The organism is Cellulomonas chengniuliangii, from assembly GCF_024508335.1.
GTDB lineage: Bacteria > Actinomycetota > Actinomycetes > Actinomycetales > Cellulomonadaceae > Cellulomonas_A > Cellulomonas_A chengniuliangii.
The window spans coordinates 1390900-1408714 of record NZ_CP101988.1 but is presented as its reverse complement, the minus strand read 5'-3'; the positions used below and the strand labels follow the sequence as shown (position 1 = coordinate 1408714).

At 73.6% G+C, this 17815-nt stretch carries 17 protein-coding genes; 8 read left to right on the top strand and 9 right to left on the bottom strand.

Features of this window, described 5'->3' with window-relative positions; translation table 11 throughout:
• Positions 1–36: 36 nt before the first annotated feature.
• Positions 37–2358, bottom strand: coding sequence for an MMPL family transporter (locus tag NP064_RS06520; RefSeq protein WP_227568818.1), 2322 nt, complete (start codon positions 2356–2358; stop codon positions 37–39).
• Between the two features lie 108 nt (positions 2359–2466).
• Between NP064_RS06520 and NP064_RS06515 the strand changes: the two genes are divergently transcribed.
• Together NP064_RS06515 and lipB are read left to right on the top strand one after the other, a co-directional pair.
• Positions 2467–2997 (top strand): MarR family winged helix-turn-helix transcriptional regulator, encoded by a 531-nt coding sequence (locus tag NP064_RS06515; protein ID WP_227568817.1) that lies wholly within the window; start codon positions 2467–2469, stop codon positions 2995–2997.
• A 10-nt stretch (positions 2998–3007) separates the two neighbouring features.
• Positions 3008–3700 (top strand): lipoyl(octanoyl) transferase LipB, encoded by a 693-nt coding sequence (gene lipB / locus NP064_RS06510; RefSeq protein ID WP_227568816.1) that lies wholly within the window; start codon positions 3008–3010, stop codon positions 3698–3700.
• A 3-nt stretch (positions 3701–3703) separates the two neighbouring features.
• Here the strand turns inward: lipB and NP064_RS06505 are convergent, their stop codons facing one another.
• Positions 3704–4207 carry a flavodoxin domain-containing protein gene (locus NP064_RS06505; RefSeq protein ID WP_227568815.1) on the bottom strand — a complete coding sequence of 168 codons (504 nt, stop codon included), beginning with the start codon at positions 4205–4207 and terminating at the stop codon, positions 3704–3706.
• Positions 4208–4415: 208 nt separating this feature from the next.
• Between NP064_RS06505 and NP064_RS06500 the strand changes: the two genes are divergently transcribed.
• From NP064_RS06500 to NP064_RS06490, 3 genes are read left to right on the top strand one after another with little or no spacing between them, the layout of a single operon-like run.
• Positions 4416–5669, top strand: a complete 1254-nt coding sequence (locus tag NP064_RS06500; protein WP_227568814.1) for an MFS transporter — start codon at positions 4416–4418, stop codon at positions 5667–5669.
• Between the two features lie 59 nt (positions 5670–5728).
• Positions 5729–6730, top strand: a complete 1002-nt coding sequence (gene lipA / locus NP064_RS06495; RefSeq protein WP_227568813.1) for a lipoyl synthase — start codon at positions 5729–5731, stop codon at positions 6728–6730.
• Between the two features lie 56 nt (positions 6731–6786).
• Positions 6787–7494, top strand: coding sequence for a DUF4191 domain-containing protein (locus NP064_RS06490; protein ID WP_227568812.1), 708 nt, complete (start codon positions 6787–6789; stop codon positions 7492–7494).
• Between the two features lie 135 nt (positions 7495–7629).
• Here the strand turns inward: NP064_RS06490 and NP064_RS06485 are convergent, their stop codons facing one another.
• Both NP064_RS06485 and NP064_RS06480 read right to left on the bottom strand, forming a co-directional pair.
• Positions 7630–9057, bottom strand: a complete 1428-nt coding sequence (locus tag NP064_RS06485) for a serine hydrolase domain-containing protein (RefSeq protein WP_227568811.1) — start codon at positions 9055–9057, stop codon at positions 7630–7632.
• Positions 9058–9114: 57 nt separating this feature from the next.
• Positions 9115–9612, bottom strand: coding sequence for an RDD family protein (locus NP064_RS06480; protein ID WP_227568810.1), 498 nt, complete (start codon positions 9610–9612; stop codon positions 9115–9117).
• Between the two features lie 182 nt (positions 9613–9794).
• Here NP064_RS06480 and glnA point away from each other — a divergent pair, with 182 nt between their 5' ends.
• The 3 genes from glnA (at position 9795) to NP064_RS06465 (ending at position 12174) form a co-directional block, all read left to right on the top strand.
• Positions 9795–11219 carry a type I glutamate--ammonia ligase gene (gene glnA / locus NP064_RS06475; protein WP_227568809.1) on the top strand — a complete coding sequence of 475 codons (1425 nt, stop codon included), beginning with the start codon at positions 9795–9797 and terminating at the stop codon, positions 11217–11219.
• A 146-nt stretch (positions 11220–11365) separates the two neighbouring features.
• Positions 11366–11731 (top strand): hypothetical protein, encoded by a 366-nt coding sequence (locus NP064_RS06470; protein WP_227568808.1) that lies wholly within the window; start codon positions 11366–11368, stop codon positions 11729–11731.
• The gene (locus tag NP064_RS06465) at positions 11728–12174 is read left to right on the top strand and encodes a hypothetical protein (protein ID WP_227568807.1); all 447 of its coding nucleotides are present in this window, start codon (positions 11728–11730) and stop codon (positions 12172–12174) included. The genes NP064_RS06470 and NP064_RS06465 overlap by 4 nt, the downstream gene beginning before the upstream one ends.
• A 770-nt stretch (positions 12175–12944) precedes the next feature.
• On the opposite strand, the gene NP064_RS06460 is transcribed toward NP064_RS06465, so the two are convergent.
• Genes NP064_RS06460 through NP064_RS06440 form a run of 5 tightly spaced genes read right to left on the bottom strand, consistent with a single transcriptional unit; the run spans position 12945 to position 17807 of the window.
• The gene (locus NP064_RS06460) at positions 12945–13136 is read right to left on the bottom strand and encodes a hypothetical protein (protein ID WP_227568806.1); all 192 of its coding nucleotides are present in this window, start codon (positions 13134–13136) and stop codon (positions 12945–12947) included.
• A gap of 19 nt (positions 13137–13155) precedes the next feature.
• On the bottom strand, positions 13156–14436 hold the full coding sequence (locus NP064_RS06455) for a YcaO-like family protein (RefSeq protein ID WP_227568805.1): 1281 nt from the start codon (positions 14434–14436) through the stop codon (positions 13156–13158).
• Complete coding sequence (locus tag NP064_RS06450; protein ID WP_227568804.1) at positions 14424–15686, bottom strand: iron-containing alcohol dehydrogenase; 1263 nt, start codon at positions 15684–15686, stop codon at positions 14424–14426. The genes NP064_RS06455 and NP064_RS06450 overlap by 13 nt, the downstream gene beginning before the upstream one ends.
• On the bottom strand, positions 15673–16713 hold the full coding sequence (mpaB, locus tag NP064_RS06445) for a daptide biosynthesis RiPP recognition protein (protein ID WP_227568803.1): 1041 nt from the start codon (positions 16711–16713) through the stop codon (positions 15673–15675). The genes NP064_RS06450 and mpaB overlap by 14 nt, the downstream gene beginning before the upstream one ends.
• Positions 16710–17807, bottom strand: a complete 1098-nt coding sequence (locus NP064_RS06440; protein WP_227568802.1) for a glycosyltransferase family 2 protein — start codon at positions 17805–17807, stop codon at positions 16710–16712. The genes mpaB and NP064_RS06440 overlap by 4 nt, the downstream gene beginning before the upstream one ends.
• Positions 17808–17815 lie beyond the last annotated feature (8 nt).

Sequence of the window (17815 nt, the reverse complement as noted above, 5' to 3'; positions counted from 1 at the left end):
CGGGACCCTTCTGGCACGGCGGGCCCCCTCGTCCCGTCAGCGGGCCCCGGCCGCGTGGGCGCCACCGGACGTCTGGGCGTGGGCCGCGATGGCCTCGGCCTCGACGTCCTCGCGGGCCAGCCGGCTGGGCCACCAGGCGACGCGGCCCAGGTCGTGCACCAAGGCGGGGACCAGCAGGCTGCGCACGATCAGCGTGTCGATCAGCACCCCGAGGGCCACGATGAACGCCAGCTGCGCGAGGAACAGCAGCGGGAGGATGCCCAGCGCCCCGAAGGTCGCCGCGAGCACCACCCCAGCGGACGTGATCACCCCGCCGGTCACCGCCAGGCCGCGCAGCACGCCGGCACGGGTGCCGAAGTGCACTGTCTCCTCGCGGACCCGTGTCATCAAGAAGATCGAGTAGTCGACCCCGAGCGCGACGAGGAACACGAACGAGTACAGCGGGACGGTCGGGTCTGCGCCCGGGAAGTCGAGCACGTGGTTGAACACGATCGCGGAGATGCCCAGCGCGGCGCCGAAGGACAGCACGTTGGCCACCATGAGGAGCAGCGGAGCCACGAACGCCCGCAGCAGGATCACCAGGATCACCAGGATGACGGCGAGCACGGTCGGGACGATGACCTTGAGGTCGCGCGCCCCGGCCAGCTGCGTGTCGAGGGTCTGCGCGGCGGCGCCGCCCACCAGTGCGTCAGGCGAGACGTCGTGGACCGCGGTGCGGAGCTCCTCGATGGTCTCGACGGCGCCCTGGGTGTCCGATCCGGCCGTGGTGACGACGGTGACCTTGACCGTGCCGTCCACCACGCGCGGCTCGCCCTGGTCCCCCTGCGGCGCGCCGCCCACGGGAGCCCCGGTGTCCTGGTCGGTGACGGGCGTCGCCGACTCGACCCCGTCGACGGCCTGCGCGGCCTCGAGCACCGCGTCGAGGTCGCCCTCGGGGGCGATGACGACGGCGGGCTGCACGACGCCGGCCGGGAAGTGCTCGGCGAGCACCTCCTCGCCGGCCACGGAGTCGACCGGGGTGAGGAACACGTCGGACTGGCTGGTGCCGCTGGCCTGCAGGGTCGGCAGGAACGCCGCGCCCGCGACGAGCAGCAGCGTGGTCAGGGCCCACACGGGTCGCGCGTGCGCTCCGACGAACCGGGCCAGGCGGCCCCACAGGCCGGTGAGGACCTCCGCGGTGGGGCGCTGCGCGGGCGCCACGCCGTGCGCGCCGACCTCGGTCGGCCGGGGCTTGCGCGGCCAGAACAGCCCACGGGAGCGCGAGCCGAGGATCAGCAGCAGCGCCGGCAGCAACGTCAGCGTGGCGAGCAGCGCGGACGCGATGCCGATGGCGCCCACCGGGCCCAGGCTGCGGTTGGACCCGAGGTCGGAGAGCAGGAGGCACAGCAGGCCCGCGATCACGGTGCCGGCGCTCGCGGCGATCGGCTCGATGGAGCCGCGCACGGCCCGCGCCATCGCGGTGTACGGGCTCTGCACACGGCGGAGCTCTTCGCGGTAGCGGCTGACGAGCAGCAGGGAGTAGTCGACCGCGGCTCCGACCACCAGGATCGAGAGGATGCCTTGTGCCTGGCCGTTGAGCACCAGCACGTCGTTCGCGGCCAGGTTGTAGACCACCAGGGCTGCGAGGCACAGCGCGAAGACGGCGGAGAAGATGACGATCACCGGCAGGAACGGCGAGCGGTAGACGAGCACGAGGATCACGAAGACCGCGCCGAGCGCGACGAGCAGCAGGACGCCGTCGATGCCGCCGAAGGCCTCGACCAGGTCGGCCACGTAGCCGCCGGGCCCGGTGACCCAGGCCTGCAGGCCGAGCTCGCCTGCGCTGTCCGCGGTGGCTCCGAGCTCGTCGGCGAGGGAGGCGCGCAGCTCGTCGACGATCACGCCGGTGGCGCCTTCGCCGTCGGCGAGGGGGTCTTCCGTCTGGGCGGCGTCGAGCGACAACGGCACCAGGAGCGCCTTGCCGTCCTCCGAGGGCACCGCGACGGCAGGGCCGACCAGGATGTCCGCGAACGTCACGGGATCGCCCTCGGCGGCGTCGGCGCCGGGGATGGCGATCTGGGGGATCGTCTGCAGGTACTCCTGGACACCGGCGAGCTGAGCGGGCGTGACGTCACCCCCGTCGGAGGGCGTCATGACGACGAGCACCGGTAGGGTCTCCTCGTCGATGAATCCCTGTCCCGCTTCGGCGGCCCGGGTCGACTCCGCAGAGGACGGCAGGAACGCCGCGTTGTCATTGGTCTGGACCTGCGAGAGGCGGCCTTGAGCCATCCCCCCCACACCACCGATGGCGAGCCATGCGGCCAGGACAGCGACGATCACGAGAGCACGGACTACTGCCCCTGCGCTTTTACTCAGCATGCTGAGTACTATCGCTGCTAGGTCGCCCGGGCGCAATTCGGAAGGGACGGCGCGGCGATGATCACCGAGCACCAGTCTCAGCAGGACGCCCCCCTTGTTGAGGGCTCCATGCCCTGGGACCAGATGGGCTCCTCCGACATGCGCGACTGGCCGCTCGGCCGCCTGCTCTCTGCCGCCGCGCGCCGCGTCGAGCGGGAGTGGAACAGCCACCTGTCGCACTGGGACCTCAACCACGCGAGCCTGCCCGTCCTGGTGCATCTGATGGCCCGCCCGCGCTCCCAGCGCGAGCTCGCCAACGCCTGCGGTGTGACCGAGCAGACGATGAGCCGTATCCTCGCGAGGATGCAGCGCAACGGGCACATCACGCGCACCGCCCACGCGAGCGACAAGCGCAGGCACGTCATCGCCGTCACCGAGGCGGGCCGCGCCGCCGTCGCAGTGGCCGCCGACCCGGTCCCCGCCGAGGAGATGACCACCCGCGGCCTCTCCCCGGAGCAGATCGACCAGCTGCGGGAGCTCCTCGCCATCGTCGCCACCGCGACGGCGGACGACGCCCTCGGAGCACGCGACGGCCGGGCAGGGGCGGGCCCGAACGGCTCGAGCGCGACGCTCCCGGACCGCGGGCGCGCGCAGGACTAGCCTGGGCGCCATGCAGTTCGTCGAGCTCGACCTGGGAGAGCGCCTCCTCCCCTACCAGCCGACTTGGGACCTCCAGCGCTCCGTGCACGCCGATGTCGTCGCGGGCGAGCGCGAGGACACCGTGCTGCTGTGCGAGCACGAGGGGGTTTACACCGCCGGGCGCCGGACGGCCTCGTGGGACCGCCCCGTCGACGGCTCACTGGTCGTCGACGTGGACCGGGGCGGCCGCATCACCTGGCACGGCCCTGGCCAGCTGGTGGGCTATCCCATCGTGCGCCTGCCGCAGCCGGTCGACGTGGTCCGCTACGTCCGGGCGCTCGAGGAGGCGCTGATCCGCGCCTGCGCCGACCTGGGCCTGGCCGCCGTGCGCGTCGAGGGGCGCAGCGGCGTCTGGTTCCCCGCCGACGAGCCCGCCGCCGACGGCGCCCCGGGACGCCGCGCGCGCAAGGTGGCCGCCATCGGGGTCCGGGTCGCACGAGGCGTGACGATGCACGGGTTCGCGTTGAACTGCGACGCCGACCTCGGGGCCTTCGAGCGCATCGTGCCCTGCGGGATCCCCGACGCCGACGTCACGTCCCTGACCCTCGAGGCGGGCCGGCCGGTCACGATCTCCGAGGCCTTGCCCCTGGTGCGCCAGCGGCTGGCCGAAGTGCTCGAGCCGATCCTCGCGGCCGAGCAGGAGGCGCCGGCCGCGACCGCCTGAGGGTCAGCCCCCGGGGCCTCGCGGGCGCACCAGCTGCTCGGCGATCGAGGCCGCCCAGGCGCGGACATCGTCCAGGTCCCGGAAGTCGCCCGGCTCCGGGTCGATCCGCGCCACGACCGCCCGCTCGTCGATGCCGAGGTCGGTGGGCTTCAGCCGCCCGGGGAAGCAGCGCGGCATGAAGGCGCCGGTGCGGCGCACGATGGTGGTCACGTCGTCAGGCTCCGGCGGAGGCGCCTCGTCGCCCACGGGCCCCGACCAGAACAGCCAGACGGGCCGGGCCTGGAGCGCGCCCTCCTGGCGGTCGACCAGCTCGCGCAGCGCAGCGCCGACCCGCCCGTCGTACACCGCCGAGCCGAGCACCACCGCGGCGTAGGGCGCCAGCGTGCCGACGTCGTCCGGATCGATCTCGTCGACCTCGTGCCCGGCCCCGGCCAGCACCTCGGCGACGACGCCTCCGATCTCCTGCGTCGCCCCGTGGCGGGACGCGACGCTCACCAAGATGCGCACAGAAACCTCCGGGCTGGTCGGGGGGGCCTCGTCGCCCTGGACCAGCGTGCACAGGTCACGGGCCTGCGCGCTAGGCCAGAGGTCCCCAACCTTCCGCCCGCCACCGTGCGGCGGTCCTCGGGCGGCGCCCCGGTACCATCGACTCACACAGGGTCACGTGCGCGCCGGGAACGGGTGGGTCGGCGCGCCCTCACCCATAGCCGAGGCCATGAACCACAGCACCACCACATCCGGCCCGTTCACCGCGTACCGCGCGCTCCCCGCGCTCAGCGGCCGCGCCTACCTGCCGATCGCCTTCCTCGCGCGGCTCCCGTTCTCCATGAACACCCTCGGGGTGCTCGTCCTCGTGACGGCCAGCACCGGCTCCATCGCCGCCGCCGGCATCGCCACCGCCGCCGCCTCGCTGGGAACCGCCAGCTTCGGCGCGGTGCAGGGCAAGCTCGCCGACCGCCTGGGCCAACGCCCCGTCCTGGTCGTCGCCAGCCTGCTCAACGCGATCTCGGCGGTCCTCGTCGTCCTCGCGGCCACCGGCGACACGGCCCGTGCGGTCCTGGCAGCCGCGTGCTTCCTGCTCGGCGCGAGCGCCCCGCAGGTCGGGGCCCTCGCCCGGGTGCGCTGGATCGCGCTGGCGCCCGGCGCCCCGCGGACAGTCAACGCGGCGATGGGCTACGAGAGCACGGCTGACGAGATCACGTTCGTGCTGGGCCCGGCCCTGGTCGGCGTCATCGCCACGACCGGCAGCCCTGCCGCCGCCCTGCTCGTCGCCGGCGCGCTGGTCAGCGTCTTCGGCCTCGCGTTCGCCATGCACCCGACCGCCACCGCGCCCGCGCGCCACCCGCGGCGCGCCGCCGGCGCGGCCCGCCCGGCCTCGACGCGCGTGCTGCGCCGGCTCGTCCTCCCCCTGGTCGGGATGCTGGCCATCGGGACGTTCTTCGGCGGCACCCAGGCCGGAGTCACCGCTGTCGCCGAGGCGGCTGGGAAGCCGGGGATCGCCGGCCTGCTCTACGCCGTGCTCGGGATCGGATCGGCGGCCACCGCGCTCGCGCTGGTCGCCGTGCCGGACTCCGTGGGCTCCCGGAGCCGGTGGGTCATCGGCGCCGTCGGCCTGACCGTGACGACCGCGGCGATGCTCCTCACCCACGGCCCGGGCCAGCTCGTCGCGGTGCTCGCCGTCGTGGGGCTGTTCGTCGGGCCCACGCTCGTGACCCTCTTCTCGGTGGGCGGCGCGCTGGTCCCCGTCGCCCAGGCCGGATCGGCGATGACGATGCTGGTCAGCGCCAACGTCGTCGGCGTCGCGATCGGGGCGGCGGTCGCGGGGGCCATCGCGGACCGGGCGGGCGCCCCCACCGTGTTCCTGGTCCCGCTCGCCGCCGCTGCCCTCGTCACCGCGGCGGGCCTGCTCTCGCCGCGGGCCCGTCCTGGCGCGACCTCGATCACTGACGTGACCAGCGAATCTGTGTGACGCAGGCAGCACTGGGCGCCTCCTGACCCGGCGTGGGTCGCTGACGTAGGGTGAGGAACGTGACGATCGCACCCGAAGGCCGCAGGATGCTGCGCGTCGAGGCTCGCAACGCCGAGACCCCCATCGAGAAGAAGCCCGAGTGGATCCGCACCCGGGCCACGATGGGACCCGAGTACACCGAGCTCAAGGGCCTGGTGAAGAGCGGTGGCCTGCACACGGTGTGCGAGGAGGCCGGCTGTCCCAACATCTTCGAGTGCTGGGAGGACCGCGAGGCGACGTTCCTCATCGGCGGCGACCAGTGCACCCGGCGGTGCGACTTCTGCCAGATCGACACCGGCAAGCCCGCCGACTTCGACGCGGACGAGCCGCGACGCGTCGCGGAGTCCGTCCGGGCGATGGGCCTGAAGTACGCGACCATCACCGGCGTCGCCCGCGACGACCTGCCCGACGGCGGCGCGTGGCTCTACGCCGAGACGGTCCGCCAGATCCACGCGGGGAACCCCGGCACCGGCGTCGAGCTGCTCATCCCCGACTTCAACGCGACGCCCGAGCTCCTCGCCGAGGTGTTCTCCTCGCGTCCCGAGGTGCTCGCGCACAACGTGGAGACGGTCCCGCGCATCTTCAAGACGATCCGGCCGGGCTTCCGGTACGACCGCTCGCTGTCGGTGATCACGATGGCGCGGGACGCCGGGCTCGTCACCAAGTCGAACCTCATCCTCGGGATGGGCGAGACGATCGACGAGGCGAAGGAGGCGCTGTCCGACCTGCACGCCGCCGGCTGCGACCTCATCACCATCACCCAGTACCTGCGCCCCTCGGTGCGGCACCACCCGGTGAGCCGGTGGGTGCGCCCAGAAGAGTTCGTGGAGCTGTCGGAGACCGCCGAGCAGATCGGCTTCCTCGGGGTGATGTCCGGGCCGCTGGTGCGCTCGTCGTACCGCGCCGGGCGCCTCTGGGGCCAGGCGATGCGCCGCAAGGGGCACGCGATCCCCGACGCCCTCGCGCACCTCGGCGAGGAGCGGACGTCCCGCCAGGAGGCGTCGAGCCTGCTGGCTCGCTGACCTTGGAGGGAATACCGGTCCCGAGCTCCCTCGGACGGTCGGTAGACTCCAACGTCATGGCCCGTGACACCAATCCCGCCCCTGCCAAGGTGAAGAAGACCCGGTGGTACCACCAGGTCTGGCAGGCGTACCAGATGACCCGGCGCAACGACCCGGCGGTGACCTGGTACGTGCTGGGGGTGTTCTTCGGGGTGGTCGCGCTCGGCGCGCTCATCGGCCTCCTGATCAACCACCCGGTCTACGTGCTGGTGGTCAGCATCCCGTTCGCCGTGCTGGGCGCGATGTTCGTGCTCGCCCGCCGGGCGGAGGCTGCCGCGTACTCGCAGATCGAGGGGCAGCCAGGCGCCGCGCGCGCCGCCCTGGGGACGATCCGCCGCGGGTGGACGTTCCCCGAGGAGCCGGTCGCCGTGGACCCCCGCACGCAGGACCTGGTGTTCCGCGGAGTCGGCCGGGCCGGTGTCGTGCTGATCGGCGAGGGCCCGTCGCCGCGGATCGAGAAGCTGCTCGAGTCGGAGCGCAAGCGCACCGCCCGCGTCATCTCCGGTGTGCCGATCACGCTCATCCAGGCCGGCAACGGCGAGGGCCAGGTGCCGCTGCGCAAGCTCCCGCGCGCCGTCCAGAAGCTCAAGCCGACCCTCACCAAGCAGGAGACCGCCGAGGTCATCAAGCGCCTCACCGCGCTCGGCGCCGTCCGGCTGCCGGTGCCCAAGGGCGTCGACCCGATGAAGGCGCGCCCGGACCGCAAGGGCATGCGCGGACGCTGATGCGCGTCCACTTGGCGCCGCCCACGGGCGGACGCCCCTAGTCTCGGCGGATGCCGAGACCCGTTGCGACCGTTCCGCGAGATCGACCGGCTGCTCGACGACATGTGACCTGCGGCGGGTCGGCGCGGCGGTTCGCTACGCGACGTCGGGCCTGGTCATCAGCGGCGACCGCAGGTGCGGCTCGAGCCTCGGCCCCGTCAGGGGCACCGTGCTCCACGTGGCCACGGCCGTGCCCGCGCCGGCGTCGACTTCGAGCCGGACCCGGTGCGGGGTGGTGATGACGTACAGGTCTGCGACGAAGGCGTCACCCTGCCACGCGCCCGCGGCGACCACAGGGCGGCCGAGCGGCGCGCTCTCCCGCCAGGCGCCGTGCCCCACCAGCAGGTCGAGGGACGGCCCGATCCGCACGGCCCACCCACCGTCCACCGGGTCGACGACCACCGACGTCCCCTCGGCCAGCGCAGAGTCCGCCGAGGACGCGATGACACCGGCCCTCACGGAACGGCCCCGGTCGGCCGAGCCCTTGACCGGCGCCAGTGACAGCCCGCGCAGCCGCTCAGCGAGCACCTCGTCGTCGGCCGCGCTCGCCGGGGCGTCCATGCCGGGCAGCAGGTGCTCCCAGATGGCGTCCAGGACGTCCTGCGGCTCCGTGGCGCCGGTCACCGCGACCACGAGGTCGTGCGAGGGGACGACCACGCACCGCTGGCCGTAGGCGCCGTGAGCACGGTAGCCGTGGCGGGACATCCAGAACTGGTAGCCGTACCCGCACCAGGCGTCGGCGCCCTCCACCGCGCCCTCGACGTGCTGGGTCGCGACGTGGCGACGCGTCGCGAGCTCGACCCACTCCCGCGGCACGAGCTGCTGCTCGCCCCAGCGGCCCCCGCGCATCAGGAGCTCGCCGAAGGCGGCGACGGCCTCGGTGGTGAGGTGCAGGCCGTGGAAGCCGAACGAGGCGCCGCTCCCGACCCGGTCCCACTCCGCGTGGTCGATGCCCATGGGCCCGAAGAGTCGGTCGTCGAGCAGCTCCGGCAGGCCGCGGCCCGTGACCTTCTCCACCATCCGCGCCAGGACGTAGGTGGTCGAGTTGTCGTAGGCGTGGCGCGTGCCCTCCGGCTCGGTGAACGGGACGCGGAGGAAGCCGCGGACCAGGTCATGCGGCTCGAGCCCCCAGGCCTCCTCGAGACTGTCCGCCGCGTGCCCGGCCGTCATGGACAGCAGGTGGTGCACGGTGATGCGGCGGCCCTGGGCCGAGACATCGGCCGGGACATGCTCGGGCAGCACGTCCACGACCCGGTCGTCGAGCGAGAGCAGCCCGTCGGCGATCGCGAGGCCCACGGCGATCGAGGTGAACGACTTGGTCAGCGAGTAGAGCAGATGCGGGCGCTCGGGCGAGAACGGCGACCACCAGCCCTCGGCGACGACGTCACCGTGCCGCACGATCATGAGCGAGTGGCACTCGACGGACCTCGCCTCGAGGTCGTCCAGCATGGCGGCGACCGCCCGCGACGACACCCCCGCGGCGGCAGGCGTCGAACGTGGCAGCAGCCCGCGTGAAGTGGTCACCCGCGCACCGTAGCGAGGCTGCTGCTCGGATGCTCAGCCGTCTTCCTCGCAGGCCGGTCAGCGCCGGACGATGGCGGTGCCGGCCAGCCTGTCGTGCATGCCCCGCCCGTCGGCGTCCCAGATCACCGCCGGGATGACCAGGCAGACCAGCACCGAGCGCACCACGCCGGAGAGCAGCCCCGGCGCGACCGCGGGGCCCGGGTCCGGCGCCTGCTCGTGGCCGCTCGGATGCGGGCCCAGGCGCTCCGGGGAGGCGACGCGCCGGACCTGCAGGCCCAGCAGCCGGTGCCCGAGCGTGGTGCCGAGCAGGCTCACGAGAAGGATGTTCTCGACCGCGAAGACGGCCAGCGTGGCCATCGGATGTCCATCGAAGAACGCGGTGGAGATCGCGACGCACGCGACCCAGTCGATGATCAACGCCACCGCGCGTCGACCGAGCGGCGCGAGCGAGCCCGGACCGTCCTGCGGGAGCCCCAACCGGGCCCCCTGATAGGCGCCTCCGCCGCTCGACGGGCCACCCTCAAGCCATGACCCCATGCTCTGACGCGCGTCCACACCGTTAGCCTAACCACGGGGCGGGCGACAGCCGGACGCAGATCCACGCGACGGCGGCCACGCGATCGTTACACCAGGGGGCATCGCGTAACACCCCCGAAACAGGCGGCACATGGCCGGGTAACGACGTGGGCCTAGCCTCGAACCGCCCGATCAGGGCACGACAACCCGAGGAGCAGCGGATGTTCAGCAAGCCAGAAGAAGTCCTGGCGTTCATCAGGGACGAGGACGTCAAGTTCGTCGACGTGCGTTTCTGTGACCTGCCCGGCACGATGCAGCACTTCAACGTGCCGGCCGGCACCCTCGACCTGGACTTCTTCACGGACGGCCAGATGTTCGACGGCTCCTCGATCCGTGGGTTCCAGGCGATCCACGAGTCCGACATGAAGTTGATCCCCGACGTCACGACGGCGTACATCGACCCGTTCCGGGCCGAGAAGACGCTCAACATCAACTTCCACATCGTCGACCCGTACACCGACGAGCCGTACAGCCGCGACCCCCGCCAGGTCGCCGCCAAGGCCGAGGCGTACCTGCGCTCGACGGGCATCGCGGACACGGCGTTCTTCGCCCCCGAGGCCGAGTTCTACATCTTCGACGACGTGCGCTTCGAGACGAAGCAGAACGCCGGGTACTACTACATCGACTCGATCGAGGGCGCCTGGAACTCGGGCCGCGTCGAGGAGGGTGGCAACCTCGGCCACAAGACGCCCTACAAGGGCGGCTACTTCCCCGTCCCGCCGGTCGACCAGTTCGCTGACATCCGCGACCAGATCTCGCTGCAGCTCGACGCCCTGGGCCTCCAGGTCGAGCGCGCGCACCACGAGGTCGGCACCGCCGGCCAGGCGGAGATCAACTACCGCTTCGACGAGCTCGGCAAGTCCGCCGACAAGGTCCAGCTCTTCAAGTACGTCGTGAAGAACGTGGCGCACGCCAACGGCCGCACCGCGACGTTCATGCCGAAGCCCCTGTTCGGCGACAACGGCTCGGGCATGCACGTCCACCAGTCCCTGTGGAAGGACGGCGTGCCGCTGTTCTTCGACGAGAAAGGCTACGGCGGCCTGTCCGACATGGCCCGCTGGTACATCGGCGGCCTGCTCAAGCACGCGCCCTCGCTGCTCGCCTTCACGAACCCGACGGTGAACTCCTACCACCGCCTGGTCCCCGGCTTCGAGGCCCCGGTCAACCTGGTCTACTCGGCCCGTAACCGCTCCGCATGCATCCGCATCCCGGTGACCGGTTCGAACCCGAAGGCCAAGCGCATCGAGTTCCGCGTCCCGGACCCGTCGTCCAACCCGTACCTCGCCTTCGCGGCGATGCTCATGGCTGGCCTCGACGGCATCCAGAACCGCATCGAGCCGCCGGAGCCGGTCGACAAGGACCTCTACGAGCTGCCGCCCGAGGAGCACGCCCTCATCCAGCAGGTCCCGGGCTCGCTCTCCGAGGTGCTCGACAACCTCGAGGCCGACCACGACTACCTCACGGCCGGCGGTGTCTTCACCCCCGACCTGATCTCGACGTGGATCGACTACAAGCGCTCGCACGAGGTCGACCCGATCCGCCTGCGGCCGCACCCCCACGAGTTCGAGCTCTACTACGACTGCTGATCGGCACCGCTCACGGCTGCTCCCGTGAGCGTCTGACCTGCAGCAACGGCAACCCCGTCGCCCTCGTGGCGGCGGGGTTGCCACACTTTTTGCCACAACCGCGTGCGCCGGTTGCCCCGGCCGCGGGCCGCCGGACGGTCCCCGGCATGCACCCCCGGACAACCCCCCTGCCGCCGCCCGACCTGGCCGACCCGATCTGGACCGTCGAGCACGTCGCGCTCGCCTTCCGGCTCGGCGCCCGGGCCACCCGCGCCCTGGTCGCCGCCCCCGGGTTCCCGGCCGCGTTCCGCACCGGCCCCGCGCGCACCGCCCGGCTGTACTGGCGCCGCGAGCAGGTCCTCGACTTCGTCGCCGCCGGCACCGCGCCGATGCCTACCCCCGTACCGCCCGCCGCCGCACCGGCGCCCGCCCGGCCCACGACGGCAGCCGCTCCCCCGCGGTACGTCGCGGGCGAGGACGACGCCCTGGCCGCGATCGCGGCCGTCCGCTCCGCCCGGGCGGTGGCGGCATGAGCCCCCGCCGCCGCGGGCTGCCCATCGGCGGCACCGGCCGGGTCACCCTGCACGAGCCCACCGCTGCCCGGCCGTACTACCGCATCGTCTATGTCGACGAGACGGGCCGGCGCCACCACAGCTCGGGCAGCCGCTCCGCCCGGATCGCGTGGAACCGCGCTCAGCCGCTCGACGCCCGCCTGGCCGGCCGAGCCGACCCCCGGGCCCGCACCCTGGGCGACCTGGTCGCCGAGTACGTGCGCACCCCGGTCGGCCGCAAGTGCGACAAGGACGGCTACCCGCTGGGCACGGACTGGTCGCCCGCGTACCACACGAGCGTCACCCACGGCCTCGCCCGGGCCGGGCGCTCCGGCGCACGACCGACGACCGGGCACGCCTCGAGGGGCGGCAGCCAAATCCGTGCCGCCGCTCTCGGACGCCGGAGCTCGACTCGAACTGACTGACCGCCGTGTTGCCGCGCACGCTATGTCGGGCCTGCTCGACCCCCGCCACCCGGGTCCACCCCGACGAACAACAGCCGCAGCACCCGCATCCGGTCCCTCAAGATCGTCAACGGCCGGTCCAGCCGCTCCACGATCGCCGTCGCCGGCATCGTCGGGAACCTGGCCAGCGGTACCCACGCCCGGTGACATCCCGGTCTGGCTGTACCTCGACTTTGAGGACACACCCGACACCTCGGTGGGCATCGCACATCCGCACTGGCAGGCGGCGGCGTTCCTGCACGCCTGGCAGACATCGAGGGGGGCACGTCCGCCGTCGCAGCCATACCAACCGTTCCATCCCCGCGATCACCAGCCGGTCGACGTCCTGGACTTCCTCGCTGGCGTCAACGCGCTGGATTTGGCGTATCCCGCGCGAGACGGTCGTGGCGACGGTCCCGCGCGCCGCCTCCCGGGTGCGCGTGGTGGACAGGCCACGCTGGTGCGTCGGCGCGCCCACGACGAGCAGGTCCGGGCGGGTGGAGGACGTCGGGATCTGCGCGACCCCCACCTCGCAGACCGTGACCGGGATCCGCAGCTCGGCCAGCCCGGCCGCGACAGCCTCGGCGACCGCAGCGGTGCTTCAGTCCATCGACTCGAAGACGAGGAGTGCTGTCATGGGACCACGGTCGCGCAGAACACGTTCGCCGTCGCGGGCCGAACGTCCTCCGTCTCGGTCGGACGCGCGCCGACCTTCCGACGCTCTCGACCTCAGCCGATCGTCACCGTCGCCCTCACCGTGGTGTGCGGGGATCGAGCGGGAACGCGGCGTCGCTCGGGGTGGCACCCGTGCGCAGGAACCAGTGCGCCATGGCCGCGTCGCGGACCATGGTGGACCGGATCATGCCCTTCTGGGTCCGCGCCTCCTCCGCGAGCGCGAGCAGTGCGTCGTAGATCGCAGCCTCGACGTCGTTCGATCCGGCCATGTCGGTCGCCTCCAGGGTTCTAGATGAGTGAGTGGGAGAGCATCGTCGGGTCCACGGCGTCGACGTCGTGCAGCCACGACGCCCACCGCTCCAGGCGCTGCGGGCACCAGCTCCACAGCTTCGTGTCGTCCATCCGGTACTGCTGATGGCCGAGGACGAGGGCGCGGACCGACGCCCAGCCGTCGGCCCGGAACGGGTCGGGCAGCCTCGGCGACAGGTCGGCGACGAGGGGCCGCAACCCGGCGCCTCGGAGGGCTGCCGCCAGCTGGTCGACCCGCAGCGGTCCCCCGCCCGGCCGCAGGTCCAGGTCGCGCGCCGGGACGACTCCCGCCTTGGCGATCCACCCCTCGACGTGCTCCACGGCGTCGGCGGACATGCAGGCCCAGGCGCGGGTCGGCTCGTCCACGGCCGGCGCACCGGGCGGCGCCGGACGGCCCATCTCCGGCAGCGGCAGCAGCGACGCGTGCACCTGCAGCGCCTCGCGCAGCGAGACCGCGATGCACTCGGCGACCTCCGTCGACGCCCGGGCACCGGTCGCGACGACAGGGATCGTCCCGGCCCGACCGATCACGAACGTCAGCGCGGACACCACCGGGTGGACGTCCGTGGGCACCACCACGGTCACCGCGCGCACGGTGTGCCGCTCGAGGTATTCCGCGGCGTCGAGCAGCGCGTCCGCATCGAGGGCACCGGTCAGGCGCACCGCGTCCAGCGTGTCGACGAACGGGAGCCGCGGCCGCAGGGCCCACGCGCAGATCGACGCGTCGCGCTCGACCGACTCCCGCAGGGCACGCTCGGCGGCGAACGCCCAGCCGGGGCCGGCCGCGGCACCCGACGGCGAGCCGTCCGCCCAGGGCACCTCCGGCAGCGGGTCGGTGAGGAGCGCGGTCGGCAGCGCCCGGTCGACCGGCCCGTCCGGCGTCAGCTCCACCGCGCGGCCCCACCGGAGCCCGTCGCGGGGAGTGCCCGGGCCCAGCACGTTCGCACCGACGAGCGCGTCCACCGTCTCGTCGGCGTCGGACGGCGAGGGGTCGGCAGCCACCAGCGGGTCGTCCACCGGCGCGATGAGGCTGTACCGCTCGACCGCCTCGCCGACGCCTCGCCGCATCGCGTCCGTCCGGGTCCAGCCGTACGCGCCGACCGCGTCGAACGGCGTCCGCACGCCGCCGGCGGCCTCCCGTGCGTCGGAGAGCCCCACGTCCACACCCACCAGCCACAGCGGCAGGTCGTCCGGTCGCCGCACCGCCGACGCCCGCGCGACCCCGCGCTCGGTGCCCAGTGCTGCCATCAGATCGAGCACAGCACAGCTCCTTCCCGACGTGTCCGCGACAGCGCGCCGCCGACGAGTGCCTCGACGTCCGCCCGCACCAGCCCCGCGAGCATGGGCAGGCCCCCGCCCCACCGGCGCATGCACCGGTCGGCGACGTCCCCGACGACGTCCTCGTCGTCGAGCCGGTGCGCGTCGAGCGGCGCCGGCGGCACCACCAGCGCGCACGTGCGCCGGACCACGTCCGCCGGGTCCGCGCCCGGGTCGAGCGTGGCGGCGAGCTGCCGCAGCCGGTCCGCGTCGCCCCAGCCGGGACGACCGGCCAGGACGAGCTCGGCCCAGGTCGGCAGGAGCAGCGCGGTGGCGGTCGCCTTCGAGACGCCCAGGACGTGCGACAGCTCGGTGCCCACGAACCAGACCGGGCTGGAGAACGACGCCCTCCCGACGTTCGCCCAGCCGCCGTGCGTGTGGGCGCTGACCGCGGCGATCGTCATCCGCAGGAGGGCGTCGGACGTCGGCGAGGTGCGCAGCTGGTCCGCGGCGCGCAGCAGGACCCGCAGGTCGGCCAGCAGGACCTCGTCGCCGAGCGCGGTCGACAACGGGTGCGCCGCGACCCCGTGCGAGGTCGCCGCGAACGGCACCACGAGCCGAGCCATGATCTCGACGACGGCCTCACGGACCAGCCGCTCGGGCAGCCCGTCGGTGGCCGCCTCGTCGCAGATCGAGACGTCGGGCCGCAACCACGCACCGACGACGAGCCGCTTGCCGCCGTGGTCCACGCACGCCACGGCGCTGGTCTCGGCGCCGGTCCCCAGCGTCGTCGGGATCGCCACGCACGTCGGTCGACCCACGTCCCGCGGCGTCTCCGGGAGCAGCACCAGCCCGCTGCGACCGCCTGCGCGCAGCAGCGCGCGCTCGTCGGCGGGGAGCAGCGAGAGCACGCCGAGGTCGATCGTCGACCCGCCGCCGACCAGCAGCAACGCGCCGACGGGGTCCTGCTCCCACTCCTGCGCCACCTCGTCGACGAGCCGGGCGGTCGCGGGCTGCGCGGGGTCGTGCGCCTGGTAGGTCACGGACGCGCCGGAGCGGACGGCGACCTGGTCGATCCGCGCTCGCAGCGCGGCCCCCGCGGGTGTCGCGGCGACGTTCGCGTCCAGGAGGACCCGGACCCGCTGGTCGCGCACGGCGCTCGGCAGGGCGGCCTCGAGAGCTCCGGTGCCGGCCCACCACGTGGCGCCGCCGCCCCAGCGGAGCACCGAGGCGGGGTGGTCAGGCGTCGGCACGGGCCAGGTCCATCCCCCGGGCGCGGCACGACTCGACGAACCGCTCGATGTCGTCGGCCGACGCGGACGCCGTGCCGTGCGCGCGGACGAGCGCCGCCGCCTCGTCGGCGGTCGCCGTCGCCAGCACCGCCTCGACCACCTCCGCGACACCGCGGCTCACCCGGAAGGCCCGTTCGCCCCAGCCGTCGCTGACGACGTACCCCGCACCGTCGGTGAGCAGCAGGCGGTCCGGCCGCACGGGGCGCGACCGCGCGGGCTCCAGCAGTGCGGTGTCGCCGGCCACCACGCGCCACGCGGACGGCTGGGAGCGGGACAGCCGACGCACCACGCGCAGCGCGGAGACCAGGTGCGCGAGCGCGGTGCCGTCGACCGTCGCGAGCGCGTCGCGGACCTCCGGCGCGACGCACGGGTCGTCTCCCGCGGCCGCGGCCGCCAGCGCCGCGGGATCGTCTCCCGCACGCCCCAGCGGACGTCCCCCCGGGGCGGCGCGCACCACCCCGTCGCGGTCGATCGCGAGGCGTTCGAGCCGGCGTCCCCCGCACGTGGGGTCACCGACCACCGCGCACTGGTCGGCGAGCTCGACGGACGGGTTGAGCAGCGCGGGCGGCAGCAGACCGGACTCGGCGGCGGCGGACGCGTCGGCCGCGAGCAGCAGGGCGTCGGCCGCGGTCGTGAGCCGCACGGCCGTCGGCCCGGCCACGCCCTGTGCGGGGAGCTCGGCGTAGGAGAGCGTCTCGAGGTAGAAGTCCGAGCCGAGCGCGAGGTCGTCGCCGGGTGCGGCGACGGCGCCGATCGCGCGGACCCACAGCCCCGGAGCGTCCGGCAGCTCGACGGACTGGCGGCGCGGCCCCGCGCTGACGACCACCGTCGTGTCGTCGACCAGGCCCGTCGCCGGGTCGGCGAGCCACGCCAGCGACCCCGGGTTCTCCGTCACGATCGTCCGACCCGCACCGGCGTCGCCGCGCACCCAGGCGTTCATCCGTCGTGCGACCTGCTCCACCGGGGAGACCTCGGGCTGTGGCGTCATGACGTCCCTCTCGTGGTGGTCTGCAGGTCGGCGAGTCCGCTCGTCCGCACCGGTCGCACGTGCGGGAACCGCGCCCCGAACGGTGCCGTGATGGCCTGGACCTCGCCGAGGAGCGTCGGCCGGTCGCGGTGGGCGGCGGCGACGATCCGGTCGGCGTGGTCGGCGGTCGGGCAGTGCAGCGGCTGGGCGAGCGCCCACCCGTCCGCGTGCCGGCTGACCACCAGGCCCGCGACGGGGGCGTGGGCCTTCGTCACCCGCTGGACGTGGTGCCGCACCGGGTCGCCGGACCACCCGTTCGGCCGGACGAAGTCGGGCGACTCCATCAGCCGCGCGAGCCACGCGCGCATGTCGACGATGCTGGCCGCCCGCAGGCGCTGCGTGTGCCGGTCCGACTCCAGCTCGCTCAGGGCGAGGCGCGCCTGGTCGGGCTCGTCGAACACGACCAGCGGGAGCCGGTACCGCGACGGGATGGTGTGCCGACGCGACCCGTCCCGGGCGAGCATGCGGACCGTGTGCTCGTTGACGGTGGTGAACCGGTGCCCGTGATCCGCCATCCGCTGCCACAGGTCCCAGTCCTCGAAGCCGGGCACCACGCGCCAGCCTCCCGCCTCGTCCACCAGCTCGCGCCGGTGCGAGACCCGCGAGGTCTCGAACATCGCGCTGAGCAGCTGCAACTCGGGGTGCCAGCACATGGCGAAGGACGACGAGCGCCGCTTCTCGATGCCGTGGCCGTCCCGGTACACGTTGCCCATCGCGACGAGCTCCGCACCCCCGTCGACCAGGTCGACGACGCGTTGCAGGTGGTCGGGCCGGAACCGGTCGTCGTGGTCGAGGTACGCCACGATGTCGCCGGACGCCTGGGCGAGCGCGATGTTGCGGGGCTCGCTGGGATCACCGTGCGGCTCGGTCGGGATCAGCCGGATGCGCGGCTCGTCGGCCGAGACCGCGCGCACGACGTCGTCGGTGTCGTCGGTGCTGCCGTCCGACGCGACGAGCAGCTCCCAGTCGGGGAACGCCTGACGGGCCACCGAGGCCAGCGTGCTGCGGATGGCCTGCGACCGGTTGTACGTCGGGCAGATCACGGAGACCCGCACGCGGGACC